The organism is Pseudarthrobacter sp. NPDC092419, from assembly GCF_044755045.1.
Lineage (GTDB): Bacteria > Actinomycetota > Actinomycetes > Actinomycetales > Micrococcaceae > Arthrobacter.
Map to the genome: position 1 here is coordinate 517,352 of NZ_JBIVQF010000001.1, position 13,434 is coordinate 530,785.

General features: G+C 65.7%; 15 protein-coding genes. 8 read left to right on the forward strand and 7 right to left on the reverse strand.

Annotated elements, in window-relative coordinates; translation table 11 throughout:
• Positions 1 to 27 precede the first annotated feature (27 nt).
• From ACIQC0_RS02295 to ACIQC0_RS02315, 5 genes are all read left to right on the forward strand, one after another.
• Positions 28 to 1,521: a PTS ascorbate transporter subunit IIC gene (locus ACIQC0_RS02295; protein ID WP_400532392.1), complete on the forward strand. Its 1,494-nt coding sequence runs from the start codon at positions 28 to 30 to the stop codon at positions 1,519 to 1,521.
• Positions 1,522 to 1,584: 63 nt separating this feature from the next.
• Complete coding sequence (locus tag ACIQC0_RS02300; protein ID WP_400532394.1) at positions 1,585 to 1,866, forward strand: HPr family phosphocarrier protein; 282 nt, start codon at positions 1,585 to 1,587, stop codon at positions 1,864 to 1,866.
• 99 nt (positions 1,867 to 1,965) lie between these two features.
• Positions 1,966 to 2,523 (forward strand): DM13 domain-containing protein, encoded by a 558-nt coding sequence (locus ACIQC0_RS02305; protein WP_400532395.1) that lies wholly within the window; start codon positions 1,966 to 1,968, stop codon positions 2,521 to 2,523.
• A gap of 86 nt (positions 2,524 to 2,609) precedes the next feature.
• On the forward strand, positions 2,610 to 4,328 hold the full coding sequence (locus tag ACIQC0_RS02310) for a SulP family inorganic anion transporter (RefSeq protein WP_400532397.1): 1,719 nt from the start codon (positions 2,610 to 2,612) through the stop codon (positions 4,326 to 4,328).
• A gap of 83 nt (positions 4,329 to 4,411) precedes the next feature.
• Positions 4,412 to 4,921: a hypothetical protein gene (locus ACIQC0_RS02315; protein ID WP_400532398.1), complete on the forward strand. Its 510-nt coding sequence runs from the start codon at positions 4,412 to 4,414 to the stop codon at positions 4,919 to 4,921.
• Between the two features lie 7 nt (positions 4,922 to 4,928).
• On the opposite strand, the gene ACIQC0_RS02320 is transcribed toward ACIQC0_RS02315, so the two are convergent.
• The 4 genes from ACIQC0_RS02320 to ACIQC0_RS02335 all read right to left on the reverse strand — a co-directional run bounded on the left by ACIQC0_RS02320 (position 4,929) and on the right by ACIQC0_RS02335 (position 7,989).
• The gene (locus ACIQC0_RS02320) at positions 4,929 to 5,819 is read right to left on the reverse strand and encodes a diacylglycerol/lipid kinase family protein (RefSeq protein WP_400532399.1); all 891 of its coding nucleotides are present in this window, start codon (positions 5,817 to 5,819) and stop codon (positions 4,929 to 4,931) included.
• Between the two features lie 10 nt (positions 5,820 to 5,829).
• On the reverse strand, positions 5,830 to 6,096 hold the full coding sequence (locus ACIQC0_RS02325) for a hypothetical protein (protein WP_400532598.1): 267 nt from the start codon (positions 6,094 to 6,096) through the stop codon (positions 5,830 to 5,832).
• An 82-nt stretch (positions 6,097 to 6,178) separates the two neighbouring features.
• A complete protein-coding gene (locus tag ACIQC0_RS02330) occupies positions 6,179 to 6,685 on the reverse strand; it encodes an OsmC family protein (RefSeq protein ID WP_400532400.1) in 507 nt (168 codons plus the stop codon).
• Between the two features lie 164 nt (positions 6,686 to 6,849).
• Positions 6,850 to 7,989, reverse strand: a complete 1,140-nt coding sequence (locus tag ACIQC0_RS02335) for a serine hydrolase domain-containing protein (RefSeq protein ID WP_400532402.1) — start codon at positions 7,987 to 7,989, stop codon at positions 6,850 to 6,852.
• 212 nt (positions 7,990 to 8,201) lie between these two features.
• Here ACIQC0_RS02335 and ACIQC0_RS02340 point away from each other — a divergent pair, with 212 nt between their 5' ends.
• Positions 8,202 to 8,996 carry a hypothetical protein gene (locus ACIQC0_RS02340; protein WP_400532404.1) on the forward strand — a complete coding sequence of 265 codons (795 nt, stop codon included), beginning with the start codon at positions 8,202 to 8,204 and terminating at the stop codon, positions 8,994 to 8,996.
• Positions 8,997 to 9,086: 90 nt separating this feature from the next.
• On the opposite strand, the gene ACIQC0_RS02345 is transcribed toward ACIQC0_RS02340, so the two are convergent.
• Together ACIQC0_RS02345 and ACIQC0_RS02350 are read right to left on the reverse strand one after the other, a co-directional pair.
• On the reverse strand, positions 9,087 to 9,962 hold the full coding sequence (locus ACIQC0_RS02345; RefSeq protein ID WP_400532405.1) for an excalibur calcium-binding domain-containing protein: 876 nt from the start codon (positions 9,960 to 9,962) through the stop codon (positions 9,087 to 9,089).
• 61 nt (positions 9,963 to 10,023) lie between these two features.
• Positions 10,024 to 11,124 carry a DUF1524 domain-containing protein gene (locus tag ACIQC0_RS02350; RefSeq protein ID WP_400532407.1) on the reverse strand — a complete coding sequence of 367 codons (1,101 nt, stop codon included), beginning with the start codon at positions 11,122 to 11,124 and terminating at the stop codon, positions 10,024 to 10,026.
• Positions 11,125 to 11,420: 296 nt separating this feature from the next.
• On the opposite strand from ACIQC0_RS02350, the gene ACIQC0_RS02355 reads away from it, so the two are divergent.
• Positions 11,421 to 11,591 (forward strand): hypothetical protein, encoded by a 171-nt coding sequence (locus ACIQC0_RS02355; RefSeq protein WP_400532408.1) that lies wholly within the window; start codon positions 11,421 to 11,423, stop codon positions 11,589 to 11,591.
• Between the two features lie 181 nt (positions 11,592 to 11,772).
• Entirely contained in the window at positions 11,773 to 12,876 is a 1,104-nt protein-coding gene (locus ACIQC0_RS02360) for an NADH:flavin oxidoreductase (protein WP_400532409.1), read from the forward strand.
• 87 nt (positions 12,877 to 12,963) lie between these two features.
• On the opposite strand, the gene ACIQC0_RS02365 is transcribed toward ACIQC0_RS02360, so the two are convergent.
• Entirely contained in the window at positions 12,964 to 13,407 is a 444-nt protein-coding gene (locus ACIQC0_RS02365; protein WP_377215125.1) for a 6,7-dimethyl-8-ribityllumazine synthase, read from the reverse strand.
• Between the last annotated feature and the right edge of the window lie 27 nt (positions 13,408 to 13,434).

The following is a 13,434-nucleotide window of genomic DNA, read 5'->3' on the forward strand; positions in this document are numbered from 1 at the left end:
CCAACATTTCCGCAGTAAAGGACCGGCATGGACTGGCTCGTAGTAGTACTGAATTTCATAGGGCAGCAGATTCTCAATGTGCCCGCGTACCTGATCGGCATCATCACCGCAGCAGGGCTGATAGCGCTGCGGCGCAACTCGGGCCAGGTCATTGGAGGTGCACTAAAGGCCACCTTGGGCTTCTTCATCCTTGGCGTGGGCGCCGGCGTGGTTGTCGGATCTCTGGATCCGCTGGGCCAGCTCATCCTCACCGTCACCGGAGCCCAGGGCGTCATTCCGACCAACGAGGTCATCACTGCGATGGCCCAGGAACAGTTCGGCGCCCAGAGTGCCTACGTGCTGACCCTGGGTTTCCTCATCATGCTGGTACTGGCGCGCTTCACACCGCTGAAGTATGTCTTCTTGACCGGCCACCACATGGTGTTCATGGCTACGATGCTCACCGTCATTCTGTCTGTCGGCCTGGGCGAGGGCCTCGACTGGCTGGTGGTGCTCCTGGGTGCTGTCCTCCTGGGTGTCATCATGGTGGTCATGCCGGCGTTCCTGCACCCGTGGACAAAGAAGATTACCGGTAACGACACCATCGCAATCGGCCACTTCGGTTCTCTCGGCTACATTGCCGCCGGGGCCGTCGGACAGGTCGCCGGCAAGCGCAGCAAGTCCGCCGAAGACATCCACTTTCCCCAGGGCCTGAAATTCCTGCGTGATTCCATGGTTGCCACGTCGCTGTCCATGATCCTGATCTACATGGTCTTTGCGATCTGGGGACTCATTGCCCTGCCGCTCGCTGACGCGCTGGCCATCTTTGAGGTCCCCGACGCCGGAGCCTTCATCATGGCCGGCTTCAAACAAGCGCTGATGTTCGGCGTCGGCGTGGCCGTGATCCTCTACGGCGTCCGCACGGTGCTGGGCGAGCTCGTTCCTGCCTTCCAGGGCATCGCAGCCAAGGTTGTTCCCGGCGCCAAGGCCGCCCTGGACATCCCCATTGTCTTCCCGTTCGGCGCAAACGCAGTGCTCATCGGCTTCCTGAGCTCCTTTACCGGAGGGCTGATCGCGCTGGGTATCCTGGCGCTCTGGCTGAACCCCGCCTTCGGCCTGGCACTGATCCTGCCGGGAATGGTCCCGCACTTCTTCACCGGCGGAGGCGCCGGCGTCTATGGGAACGCAACCGGCGGCCGCAGGGGCGCCATGCTTGGCGGCTTCGTCAACGGCATCATCATCACCATCCTGCCGGCAGTCCTGCTGCTCGTCCTGGGCCAGTTCGGACTCGCCAACAGCACCTTCGGTGATGCCGACTTCGGCTGGTTCGGCACCCTCATCGGCGTCAGCCTCACCGGCGGCCCAGCCCTCGGCGCCATCCTGACCGTCCTCATTGCCATGGCCCTCGTAACCGGCGCCATCATTTTCCAGCGTCGGGTGGTCGACGCGGGATGGGTTCCGGGCGCCAAGCGTGATGCGTGGCTTAGCGCAGCCCAGGAAAGCGCAAAAGAAAAGACCAAGCAGGACAGCCCGGCTGCATAAGGGGTTGGCCCAGCCCTCCCCTCCAAGCCGACAACCGGCCACGGCACATAACCAAGGAATGAAATGCCCGAAAGAACCGCAACAATTGCCAGTCGAGTGGGCCTCCATGCCCGCCCAGCATCCATTTTCGCCGAGGCTGTCAGCGACCTCGAGCTGGACGTCACCATCTCCGCTGCGGACGCCGGCCCCGGTGAGGCGCTGGACGCGGGAAGCATCCTCTCGCTCATGAGCCTGGGGGCGTCCCACGGCGACGTCGTGCTCCTGCGCGCTGAAGGGCCGGGAGCGGACGAGGCCCTGGACCAGCTGGCGAAAATTCTGGAAACGGACCACGATCCGGCAGCCTGACACCACCGGAATCCTCCACCTTCGGGGACGGCACGCGCTGCGCGTGCCGTCCCCGAAGCCGATCCGGAACCATGCCCGCCGACCGGACGTTGATGTTGTATGAGGCGGCGCATACTCATCCCGGTTGCAGCCCTTGCGGCTGTCATCGCGGTCGCCGTGGGGCTTTACCTGTTCCAGCCTTGGCGCATCTTCACCAGTTCAACGGTGGTCGAGGATGTCCCTGCCGTCACCACCCCCGCGGTCACGTCGCCGGCGCCTTCGGCAGCGAATGCCACGGCCACCGCTGCCCCCACCGCCGCCGCGGTTCCCCGTGAGCTGGCAACAGGGCGGCTTATCAGCCACGAACACGCCAGCTCGGGCACTGCGAAGATCCTGGAGCTCCCCGACGGGAGCCGGATTCTCCGGTTTGAGGGCCTAGACACGTCCGACGGCCCGGATCTCCGGGTATGGCTCACCGATGCCCCCGTCATCGAGGGAACCGCCGGCTGGTACGTCTTTGATGACGGCGCCTACCTCGACCTGGGCGCACTGAAAGCCAACAAAGGCAATCAGAATTACCCGATCCCTGCCGGGGCTGTACTGGGTGACTACAGCTCGGTCAGCATCTGGTGTGCCCGCTTCGCCGTGTCATTCGCAGCAGCTGAACTGAACTCCTGAGGCGCTTCGCCCGGATTCCACTGCATGGTTTTCCGCCCGGCGCACCCGGATGGCGGGCGCGGGCCGGGATGGTCCATGATCGGAGCATGAGCGGCTCCGGAACACCACGATCCCGGTGGATCCCGCCGACCCTGCGCGGCTACAAGATGGGGTGGCTGCGGCACGACCTGGTGGCCGGCGCCGCGCTCTTCGCGGTCCTGGTCCCCGCAGGCATGGCCTACGCCCAGGCCGCCGGGCTGCCTCCCGTCACCGGCCTCTACGCCACCGTCGTCCCCCTGATCGTCTACGCCATCGTCGGACCGTCACGGGTGCTGGTGCTGGGGCCGGATTCGGCGCTCGCCCCGATGATCGTGGCCGCGCTGCTTCCCCTGGCCGCCGCCAATGAACAGCGGGCCGTGGCTCTGGCGGGACTGCTGGCCATCCTCATCGGCGCCATCATGCTGGCCGGAGCGGCGCTGCGGCTGGGCATCGTCACGGGCCTGCTGTCCAAACCCATCCGGCTGGGCTACCTCAACGGCATCGCCCTGCTGGTGGTGGCGTCCCAGATCCCCACGCTGCTGGGGATCCCCGTCGACGGCGAGACGCCCTGGGACAAGCTCTTCGCCGCCCTGCCGAAAATGCTCGCTGGCGAAACCAACCTGGTGGCAGTGCTGCTGGGACTGGCCTCGCTGGTGCTCATCCTGGTTCCGAGGTGGCTGAAGTGGAAGGTCCCCGGGGTGCTGATTGCCGTCGTCGTCTCCTCTATCGCCGTGGCCGCGCTGGGACTGCACGACGACGTCAAGGTCACCGGAGCGCTTCCCCAGGGGCTCCCGGCGCCTGCCCTCGGCGGCATCGGCTGGGCCGACGTCGTGACCCTGCTGCCCGCTGCCGCGGGCATCGCCCTGATCGTCTTCGTGGACACCGGCACGCTGTCCCAGTCCCTGGCCGCGGCCCGGAACGGCAAGGTCTCCGGCAACCACGAAATGGCCGCGCTGGGAGCTGCCAACGCAGCCAGCGGCCTGTTCGGCGGCTTCCCCATCTCGGCCAGCACCTCCCGCACACCCGTTGCGGTCGAATCCGGGTCGAAGTCCCAGCTCACGGGCGTGGTGGGCGCCCTCCTGGTCCTCGGCTTCATGCTCGCGGCGCCCGGCGCCACCGAGTTCCTCCCGTCCGCCACCCTGGCCGCCATCGTGATCGCCGCAGCCGCAGGAATAGCCGACCCCGCGGGGGTGCGCCGGCTTCTCGGGATGAGCCGCAGCGAATCTCTGGTGATGCTCGCCGCGTTCCTGGGCGTCATCGTCCTGGGCGTCCTGCCGGGCATCGTGGTGGCCGTCGGCCTGGCCATCCTGGACTTCCTGCGGCGGGCCTGGGACCCTTACCGCGCCGAACTGGTGGACGTGCCCGGAGTCCCCGGCTACCACGACGTGAGCCGCCATCCGGAAGGTGAGCGCGTCCCCGGCCTGCTGATCCTGCGCTTCGACGCACCGCTGTTCTTCGGCAACGGGGCCCTCCTGGGTTCCTTCGTGCGGGACCAGCTGGACGAGGCCCCGCCGGGCATCGAACGCGTGGTACTGGCGGCGGAACCCGTGACCGGCATCGACACCACCGCGCTGGATGAGCTCATCCAGCTGGACGAGTGGCTGGAACGGCACGGCGTGGACCTGGTGTTCGCGGAGATGAAAGGGCCAGTCAAGGACAGGCTGCTGCGGTACGGAATGGGGTCCCGCTTCACCCCCGAACACTTCTACCCGACCGTGAGCGAGGCGGTGCGCGCATTCCAGCGGGAGGGCGGGTCCTTTCCTGGCTTATCGAAAGGGACCGACTGACACAATATTGCGAATCAGGTCAGTTACCGCGGCGTCACTGGGCATCGTTAGGAAAGAGGGTCCGGGAGGCGCATAGTGGGGAGATGACAGGTCCTTATACCCGCGGCGATTCCTGCAGCAGCGAGGCTTCCCGGAAACACATCGGGCAGGCGCTGGCGAGCTATGGCGCAACGGACGTTGTGTTTACGCAGCGGGGGAACCGGAGTGCCATCGGTTTCAGGGCTGACGCCCGGCAATTCCGGATCGTCATGCCCATACTGCAGTCTGAGGGAGCCCTGGCGATCCGAGGGGACATCGCGGATAGCCGGCTCCGCGAAGCGAACGCGAAAATCCTGGAACGGGCCAACCGCAAATCCTGGCATGCTCTGGCCCTGGCCATAGACGCCAAGCTCGGTGCCGTGGCGGCGGGCGTTGCCACCCTGGAATCGGAATTCCTGGCCCACGTGGTCCTCCCCGGAAACCATACGGTGTTTGAGGAACTCGAATCTGTCATCGACTTGGCCTACCGGTCAGGCCGGCGTCCGTCATTGGGCGGCCCCGATTCTGCTGTGCCCCACGCAGAACCGCAGGCCGCCGGTCAAGCGGTCCTTTAACGAAAGGTCAGAGGGTGGCGAGGGCACCCCTGGCACTCTCCACGCGGACGTGGGTTCCCGCCTGGATATGGACCACCTCGCCGTCAATCTGGCATGGAACAGCGTTCCGCGTGGAGAAGGCATAGCTCGCGACGCCCGGCTGATGTCCGAGTCCCAGGGTGACGGCGCGGAGCGTCATCAGTGACATCTTCATCAGTCCTGCATGGGGCAGCGTCACCACTTCGAACAATCCATCGTCCGGGTAGTGCGACTCGCTGACCTTTCCGTACTTCGCCATGCGCGAGATGTTGGCCAGGATCAGGCTGTCGAACTTCGCGGTAGCGCCGTCGTCCCGCACGAGCTCGAACGGTTTCAGGCGGCGGAGCGTGCGGGCAACGGAGACGAGTTCGAGCACTTTTCCCTTGCCGCCCTGCTCGATGCCGATGGCCATCAGGGGTGTGAGCCCGAAACCCACGTAGGAGTGGGCGTACTGGATCTGCTCCCGGTCTCCGGAACGGAACACCACCCGCAGCAGGTCGATGTGCCGAACCGTCGTGGCCCTCAGTGCTTCACTGAGCGACCTGGCGGGGAGGCTCCGGAAGTGGTCGTTCGCGTTGCCTGCAGGAATAACGGTGCAAACCGCCTGGCTGCCGGGAACGTCCATGACGCCGTTGACCACCTCGTTGTACCCGCCGTCGCCGCTGACTGAGAGAATCAGCGGCGCACCCCGGCCTGCCTCGGCCCGCGCCAGCGCGCGGGCATGCCCGGCATGGTCCGTAGGCAACAGGTCAACAGGCAGCCTCGCTGCAGCCAGCTCCCGCTGCAGGGTCTCGATCCACGCGCCCATCCCCGTCCGGCCCGGGTTGAAGATCACCACGGCGCGGTCAAAGAGGCCGGCGGTTGCTCCGTCCTCAGCCACCCGCGCTCCCCTACCCGCCCATTCCAGGATGCACGGGAACGAAGTCGAGTCTGTTCCCGGAGTTGGTCCGGCCCGCAGGCGTCCGGTTGTACCCCCGCGCATCCAGCCCGTTCCGGTTGCGGAATTCCGCGAGGGCAGCATCGTAGACGTTGTTCAGGGTCCGGCCCGAAAACTCTCCGGTGCTGCCGTCAGCGAAGGCGATCCGGATCCGGAGACTGGCCGGGTAGTGCCGGCCCATCCGGATGAAGCCGTCGGCGTCCTGCTGGAGGGTGATCATGGAGGCTGCTTTCATTCGGGGGTGCAGTCTCCAGTTTGACGCAATCCTTGGCAGCCGGAGAACTGGCGGCGTTGGCCACCAGTCAGGACGCGTTGAACTCGATCGTCAGCGGGATGGACCGGCCAAGGGAGTCGCCCACCGGAGAGGAGCGCTCAATCCGCTCGCGCAGTAACCGGATCTGCTCTTCGCTGGCATCCGGGGCGTCAAGCATGACTTTGTAGGAAATACCGGTGTAACCGGAACCCGGCGCATCAAGGCCCAGATACGCCTGGACATTGAAGTGGCCGGTGGCTTCGACGCGCAGGTCCTTCACCTCGACCCCAAGCAAGGCCGCGTGAAGGGCGATGAGATCCACGTCGCACGCGGCGAGCGCTGCAAGAAGTGTCTGCATGGCATTGAATTCCCCGCGGCCGCCAATGTGGATGCTCTTGTCTTCGAGCTCCACCCGCGACCGCGATCCGCCAAGCCAGTGCGCGGTGACGGACGGATGCCTGTCGGCCGCCGAGGCGTCGTGCCGGACCTCATCGCGGAAAGCTTCCCACCCCGCGACGCTGATTCCGTTAATTTGCGCTTCCGTCCCGTTTGCCATCTGGCTCAACGACCTTTTTGTGCTGTGCGGCGGGGCGCCCTCATACGGGGCGCCAAAGCTATTCAATAGCTTTCTTGAATAAGACACCCCGCCCAAGCCATTGTCAAGAGAATTCTTGAATACTGCAGTCTGCTTTCGTGGAGGGATGCGCCGCAGCCGCATTCCTAGCGGCAGGCGCCGTCGAGCGTCTGCTGAGCGAACTCACCCAGCCCATAGTCGGGCGGAGGTGCATCAGCACTGAGGGGTTCTTCCGCGAGCGCGACGAAGAGTGTCAGCTGCCGGGACCCGTCCGCGCTGACCATGGCAGCCGACGCATAGCCGGGAGCACCTCCGAGATGTCCGTAGTAGTAACCCTTCGCGCAACTGTCCCACCACTTGGCCAGGCCAAGGCCGTACTGTGATGCGTTGGGGCTCTGCATCTCCGCCAGGAGATCCGGCCCCAGGAGCCTGCCGCCCAGCAGTGCAGCATAGAATTCGCTGACGTCCGGCGCAGTGGAGACCATGCCACCGGAAGCCGACCCGTCCTGGACGCCGGCAAGGGCGGCGTCGACGCGTTCGCCGTCGATCACGACGTACCCGTGGATCATGTCCGGTGGGGCGGGGCCCGTCCCCGTCAGCCGGGTCCCCCTAAGACCGAGGGGTTCTGCGATGTCCGCCTGCAGCACATCGCTTAGGCTGCGTCCGGTGACCTGCTCAATGAGCAGGCCGAGCACCACATAGTTAGAGCTCGAATATCTGAAGACGCCAATATCGTCCGTATTCCACGGAAGGGTACCGGCCAGCTCCATTCGCCGCTCAGCCGTCAGGGGTGTGGTCAGGACCTGCTTCAGGGGGCCAGATCTGATCAGCACTTCCTCGAAGCTCGGCATCCCGGAGGTGTGCTCGAGAAGCATCCGGACGGTGACCGGTTCCGGCGGCTGCAGGCGTTTCTTGAGCTCCGGCAAGTACTCGCTCACCTCGCCATCCAGCCTGATCTTGCCCTGACCGACCAGTTTCATGACGGAGACGGCCACCATGGACTTGGTCAGGCTGGCGATGTGGAAGGAGTCGGCTGGCTCCGCTGGCACCTTCGTATCGAGGTCGCGGACTCCCGCGGCACCGGACCAGGCCTCCCCGTTGATCCTCAACTGGATGAGGACCGCAGAGGCTCCGGCTGCCAGCCTGTCTTGGCTGAACTCCTCCAAGCCAGTACGCAGCCGGTCCATCGGGGAGGAAGCCGATGGTACAGGCGTCGTTGCCGGGGAGCAGCCAGTGCCAAACATCAGGACGACGGCGGTGCAGGCCGCGACGATAAAGCGCACCATGGCTCAGATGTTCCTCAGCCCGCCGGCCGGCGTCAAGAGGCGCTGCAAGCGGTATGCGGGATTCGCTGGCGCTTCGTGGCTGCACCGCCGGGGAAGGCCGGAGCCGGAAGGGATGGCCCGCACACTCGGGGACGGCCGCCGCCGCATTTCGCCGGGCGCTCCGCTGAACGACGTCACCGTCTGTGTCGGGGCCGGGCGGTATCGTCTTGATCATGACAGATAGGCCACGATTGGCAGCCCTGGCACAAGACTGGATCGAAGAGGCACGTTCCTTTCACAGCCGGCAGCTCGCCAAGCCCCGCAAGGTGATGCGGCTGGGAAAAACCCGGATCTTCTTCACCAAGGGGCAGGCCATTACAACCTCCGCCGCTGTTTTCGTTGGCAGTTCGCTGACCTCGGCAGACTCACCGGACTGGATCTTCTGGTCTGTTGTGCTGGGCGGAGTCATGGGAGGCAGGTTCGTCTTCCCCGTCCCAAACAGCAGCATCGCCAGCAAAAAGGGCCCTTTCGACGTGCAGCACAGGAGCGCCGCCGAGCTGGACCGGATGACGGCCGACGAAATCCAGGCGTACGAGTACAACATGCTCCTCAAGCATCGTCTCAAGACAGCGGATGGACTCGGCACCCAACAGGCGCTGGCCCGGGGACGTGAAGCTGCCCGCTCCACCGAACACGCAGCGGCCCTGGAACCGGGATCACTTAACGGGCTTTCATTGGTCGAAGCCCAGGCATTCAATGCCGCCGCAGCACAGCATGCCCGCATCCAGAAGCGATGGTTGGCCTATGAGGTCGACTCGAAGCTGCAGTTCGACTTTCCCGCGATGTCCGACGCGCGCATGCCGGCAACCGCTGCAATGATAAGGGCAATGCGGGCGGCTGAGCACGCCAAGGCCAGCGCCCGGGCGGCGGAATACGCATCCGCCGTCGAAGCCTTTGCAACTGCACTAAGGGCAGCCGAGACGGACGCAGGGGTACCAAATAACAGGCGTCCAGGCCACGAATTCTGAAAGCCGCGCGCACGTTTGTCCGTCCGGTAAACCAAAGACAATGCCCTGAACACCCGTCAAGGTGCCCAGGGCATTACTTTGGGCCATTACCTACTTATCGCAACCGATCCCGTCGCGGTCCCTGTCCAGGTGGGTCCCATAGCCTGGAGTGCCCTGGTACACCGGCGCAGCTCCCGCTGCCCTCGCCGCCGCGCAGTTCGGGTAATAGACGGCGGCCGGAGCCGGTGCCACGGGGACTGCCGGCGGTGCCGGGGGTGCCGCCTGTTCGGCGGCCAGACGCGCAGCTTCCTCGCGGGCCACCTGGTCAGCGGCAGCCTTTTCAGCAGCTGCCCTCGCCGCAGCGGCTTTTTCCGCGGCGGCCTTTTCGGCTGCGGCCTTCTCCGCGGCGGCCTTTGCAGCAGCCGCCTTTTCGGCTGCAAGCTTGTCTGCCGCGGCCTTCGCTGCGGCTGCCCGCTCAGCCGCGTACCTGTCAGCGTCTTCCTGGCTCAACCACATGAACCCCTCGTCCTCCTCACCCAAGGCACAGACGAAAGTCACGCCGTCGTACTCCCGCGTGGCCCCTTCGGTGGCGCAGGGATCAAGCGCGGGGCTTGTCTCCGTCGGGGTGGGGGTAGGAGTAGGCGTTGCAGATTCCAGGAGGCTGGCCTTCTTCGCCGCGTCACCACCCGGAGCGGCGGTGGCACCCACCACCCCGGTCCCGACGATCAGGGCGAGGAACCCGGCCACGGCGACTACTCCGCCAGACTTCCGGTGAGGCAATCCAACCCAGGACCGCCGCTTGAACACCCACGCATACAGCCCCGTCAGCAGGGCGATCAGCCCAAGAATGAAGAGAACCATGCCAAACCCGCCGGCGATGGCGAAGGGGATCATCACGAGCAGCAACAGCGCGGCAATGATCCAGAAGAGCACCGTCGGCTTCCACGAACGCGGCGCCTGGACGGCTGGATACGGATTTTTTCTCATTTTGTCCCCCTAGGAAATGCGAGTGATGGTGATGCAAAGATGTTCAGCAGCGCGGAAGCCCCTACTCGCAGGCAACGCCGTCGCGGTCGCGGTCCAGCCCGGCCCGGTAACCGGCCATCCCGGCATACAGCGGCGCGGCGCCGGCGGCGCGGACCGCCGAACAGTTCGGGTAGTACACGGCCACGGGAGCAGGCGCCGGGGCGACCGGCGCGACGGGAGCGACGGGAGCGGGAGCAACCGGCGCCGGGGCAACGGGTGCGGCAGGTGCCGGAGCAACGGGAGCAGCAGGCGACGGCGCCACAGCGGCCGGCGGCTTGGCCTTGGCCGGCGCCAGCTGCCCCGCGCAGCTGCCCAGGATCCGCGCCATCGCGTCATGCTCAGCCTGCGTGACCCACAGCGAATAGGTGGCCTTCACCGAAATCTGGCGTGCAACGTACTCGCACCGGAACCCCTTGTTCGGGGGCAGCCAGGTGGCCGCGTCGCCGTCGCCCTTTCGCTGGTTGGTGGGCCCGTCCGTAGCCTGGAGGTTCAGCGGGTCGTTGGCGAACGCCGTCCGCTGCTGCAGGGTGAGCTGCTGCGCGCCCTTCTGCCACGCGTCGCTGAGGGCCACCACGTGGTCGATCTGCACCTTGCTGCTGGTGTCAGCGCCGCGGAGGAAGCTGATGCTGGTCCCGGTGTACGGGTCCGCCAGAACGCCCGACTTCACCTTGCAGGGCACGCTGTTCGCGTACCGGATGGCGGTCAGGTCGCGCTTGAGCATGTCATTGCGCGTATCGCAGCCGTTCCGGTCCACGTCCGCCCAGGCCTGGCCGAACTGCGCGCGGTCGTATCCCGTCTTCGGGGCGCGGCCCTTGACGGGCAGCGTCGCCAGCAGGTCCAGCGCCTTCTTGGCGTAGGCGGGCTGCCGCGACGGCGCCTGGGCACCCGTCGTCGGGCGGTCCACCGGCGTGGCGGTCCCCTGTGGTGTCGGGACGGACGACGGCGTCGCCTCACCGGATGTTGTTGCCCTCGCCTCGGCGGTCGCGGCCGCAGCCGTGCTCCCCGCCGTCGGGCCGTCCAGTTTCTCAACGGTGGCCGGCGCCCCGCAGCCTGCGGCCAGGAAGGCCATGGAAAAAGCGGCGACCAGCGCGGAAAGGCCACGAAGGGCCCGGTAGTTCGACATTCATCCCCATAAACGGCACATCACGTTGCCAAGTCGTACTCGCAGAATCGCGATGCCGCTGAGCTTATTCTCTTCGCCGCGGCTTGAGGCGTCCGGAGCCAGAACCTTGACCGAAACTGAGCCGTTCTTGATCCAGTCTTGAGCCAACGGGCCACCAAAGTATCCAAAGCCGGTTATATGACTGCTTCGGTCAAAGGCATTGACCATAAGTATGCTGATTATTATCGTGAATTAACACGGGGGAACATTTATAAGCTTTCCCGTCAAACAGGAGTAACGAGCAGAAGGAGAACACGATGCGTAAGCTCTCGATGATCACCCTGGCCGCAGTTCTGTCCCTTGGCGGCGTCGCCATCGCCTCGCCGGCCCTCGCGGAGCCGCCCGGTCCAGGCAGCAAGCAGTGCATCCCGGGCCAGCACGGCAGCCCGCAGCCCGGCTTCAAGGCCGGAGCGTGCTCCAACCGTTAACCGCCGGACGGCACCCGTTGCCGCAACCACGACACGAAGGGACCCTCTCCCCCACGGGAAAGGGTCCCTTCGCCGCGTTCCTGCTTGGACGAAATATTCTCCTGTACCGCCGCGTTATCCCCCTTCGGTGGCCGCTTTGCGGCGGCGCCACCCGCTCCCCAACCAACGAAGGAGAACGCCAGTGCCTGATTTCACCCCGCTTTGGGCCCCCCTCCGACTCGGTTCCACCGAACTCGAGAACCGCGTCGCACTTTCCCCGATGACCCGGGTCAGTGCCACCGAAGACGGACACGCCACGGAGAAAATGGCCGCCTATTACGAGGCCTACGCCCGCGGCGGCTTCAGCCTGCTGGTCACCGAGGGCATCTACCCGGACACTGCCTACAGCCAGGGCTACCTCTTCCAGCCGGGCATCGCCACCGAGGAACAGGCGCAATCCTGGACCAAGGTGGTGGACCGGGTCCACGCCGCCGGCGCCCGGATCTTCGCCCAGCTGATGCACGCCGGCGCCCAGGCCCAGGGCAACCGCTTCGTCGACTCCTCGGTGGGCCCCTCCGCTGTGGCGCCCAAGGGCGAGCAGCTCGCCTTCTACCGCGGCGAAGGCCCCTACCCCGTGCCGGCGGAAATCACGCGGGAACAGATGGATAAGGTCCGGGAAGGCTTCGTCCGGGCCGCGCTGCATGCCAAGGAAGCAGGGTTCGACGGCGTCGAGATCCACGGCGCCAACGGCTACCTGATCGACCAGTTCCTCACCCACTACCTTAACCAACGCACCGACGAGTACGGCGGTTCGACCGAGAACCGGGTGCGGTTCGCCGCGGAGATCAGCCGGGCTGTCCGTGAAGCCGTGGGCCCGGATATGACGGTGGGCATCCGGATCTCGCAGGCCAAGGTCAGCGACAACGACCACCGCTGGAGCGGCGGCATCGAGGAAGCCAAGGTGATCTTCTCCACCTTGGGCGCTACCGGGATCGACTTCATTCACACCACCGAATACCGCGCCTCCGCACCCGCCTTTGGGGACAGCGGTCCTTCCCTGGCCGCCCTCGCCAAGCAGTACGCAGGCGTCCCCGTTATCGCCAACGGCAATCTGGACGACCCTGAAGCCGCCGCAGCCCTGCTCCGCGACGGAACGGCCGACGTCGTCGCCCTGGGCAAGGCGGCGCTGGCCAACCGGAACTGGCCACACCGCGTGCGAAACGGCCTGCCCTTCGATGAACTGAACCCGGGCATCTTCGCCCCGGTGGCGGACGTCAAGGACTGGGAACTGGAGCTTCCGGCGTAGCGCCGGTCCGGTTTCAAGTAAGCGGCTTCAACCGCTTGGAGGGCGACGGCGGGAGCACCGCCGTCGTCCTTTCCTGCTTGCGTGGGTTTACAGGGACTTCAGCGCCGTCAGCGTCGAGGCGAGGGCATCGGCCAGCTCACGCCCCTTCGTCACGAAGTGGTTGGAAAACTGCTTCCGGTGCTCTTCGTGCTCATGGAAATGGTGCGGAGTCAGGACACCCGAAAAGACGGGTACGTCCGTCTCCAGCTGCACCTGCATCAGTGCCTCCACCACGGTCTGCGAGACGAACTCGTGGCGGTAGATCCCGCCGTCGACAACCAAAGCGGAGGTGGCAATGCCGTCGTACTTGCCGGATGCTGCGAGCCTTCGGACCATGAGGGGGATCTCGAAGGCACCGGGGACCTGGTAGGCGTCAACATCGGTTGTGCCCAGCTCGTTGAGCCGGTCACGGAAGCTTTCGACGGCGCAGTCGACGATATCTGCGTGCCACTGGGCGCTGACGATCGCTACCCGGAGAGAGGAGTTAGCCAAGGATGGGGCCTTTCTGTTTGCTGTGCT